Genomic DNA, 1,326 nt, shown 5'->3' on the forward strand with positions numbered 1-1,326 from the left:
CCCGCCCCCACCGGCCGGGGGCGGGCGCAGCGGCAGGTCCACCAGAACCCGGAAGCCGCCCCCGGGGCGGGGGCCGGTCGCGCAGGTGCCGCCGAGGGCCGCCGCGCGCTCGCGCATCCCGGTCAACCCGTGCCCGCCCGTTCCGGACACGCGCGGGACGGCATCGGCCCCCGGCACCCCCGCCGTTTCGCCGCCGGGTCCCGGCGGTCCCTCGTCGAGGACCTCGATGGTCAGCCGGGGCTCCCCGGGGGTCCCCGACCGGGAGAGCCGCACCGTCGCCCGGGCGGTCGGCCCGGCGTGCTTGTGAACATTGGTCAGCGCCTCGCGCACCACCCGGTGGACGGCCAGATCGACCGCCGCCGGCAGGGGCGGCCCCGGCCGTGGACGCTCCACCGACACCCGCATCCCGGTGCGGGCGAAATCCTCGATCAGTTCGTCGAGGTCGGCGGAGCCGGCCGCCGGTCGGGTGGGTGCGGAGGGTTCGTCGGGCTGGCGCAACACCTCGACCGTCTCGCTCAATTCGGTCAGGGCCCGCCGACCGGCCTCCCGCACGTGGGCCAGGGCCTCGCGGGCCCGGTCGGGCCTGCTGTCCATCAGGTGCGAGGCGACCCCGGCCTGCACGGTGATCAGCGCGATGGTGTGGGCGACCACGTCGTGCAACTCGCGGGCGATCCGCAGCCGCTCCTCCGCCACCCGCCGGCGGGCCTCCTCCTCCCGGGTGCGCTCCGCCCGCTCGGCCCTCTCACGAATGGCCCCGAGCACCGCACGACGGCTGCGCACCGCCTCCCCGGCCGCCACCGCCACCAGCCCCCAGGCCAGGACCGCGAAGTTCTCGGCGGCGTACCAGGGGCGGGGGCCCAGCAGCAGGGCGCCGGCGAGCAGCACGGGCAGGGCGAGCGCCACGGCCCGCCGGGCGGCGAGGCGGTCGTTCCCCGCCGCGACCGAGAAGAGGGCGACCACCACAACGATGGCCATGGCGTTGTTGCGCTGCTCGACCGGCAGCCACGCGACGGTGAGCGACCACTCGACGAGCGCGAGGAACACGGTGAGGGCGAGCACGGTGCACGGGCGCCGGCTCCGCACGACCAGCGCCGCGCAGGCGAGGACCGCGAGCAGCACCGTGTGCGGCGGCAGGGCCCGGAAGCCGATCTCCTCCCCGCCCTTGGGGTGGTGCAGGGCGCTCGCCGAGAACACCAGGGTGACGACGAGGGCCACCACGGCGGGGAGTCCGCCCATCAGGCGGGGGTGGTCCCGGGGGTGGAAACGGCGCCCGATCCGGCGGCTGCCGCCGGCGGCGATCGCCGGGGCGCCGGGCTTTCTCTTATA

General features: G+C 77.1%; 1 protein-coding gene. It reads right to left on the reverse strand.

All coding sequences use genetic code 11. The features are described from left to right. A partial coding sequence (locus FOE67_RS25860; protein ID WP_323385536.1) for a sensor histidine kinase occupies positions 1-1,299 on the reverse strand: 1,299 nt, incomplete at its 3' end. Positions 1,300-1,326: the final 27 nt, after the last annotated feature.

This window comes from Streptomyces calidiresistens (genome assembly GCF_014141525.1).
GTDB classification, from domain to species: Bacteria; Actinomycetota; Actinomycetes; order Streptomycetales; family Streptomycetaceae; genus Streptomyces; species Streptomyces calidiresistens.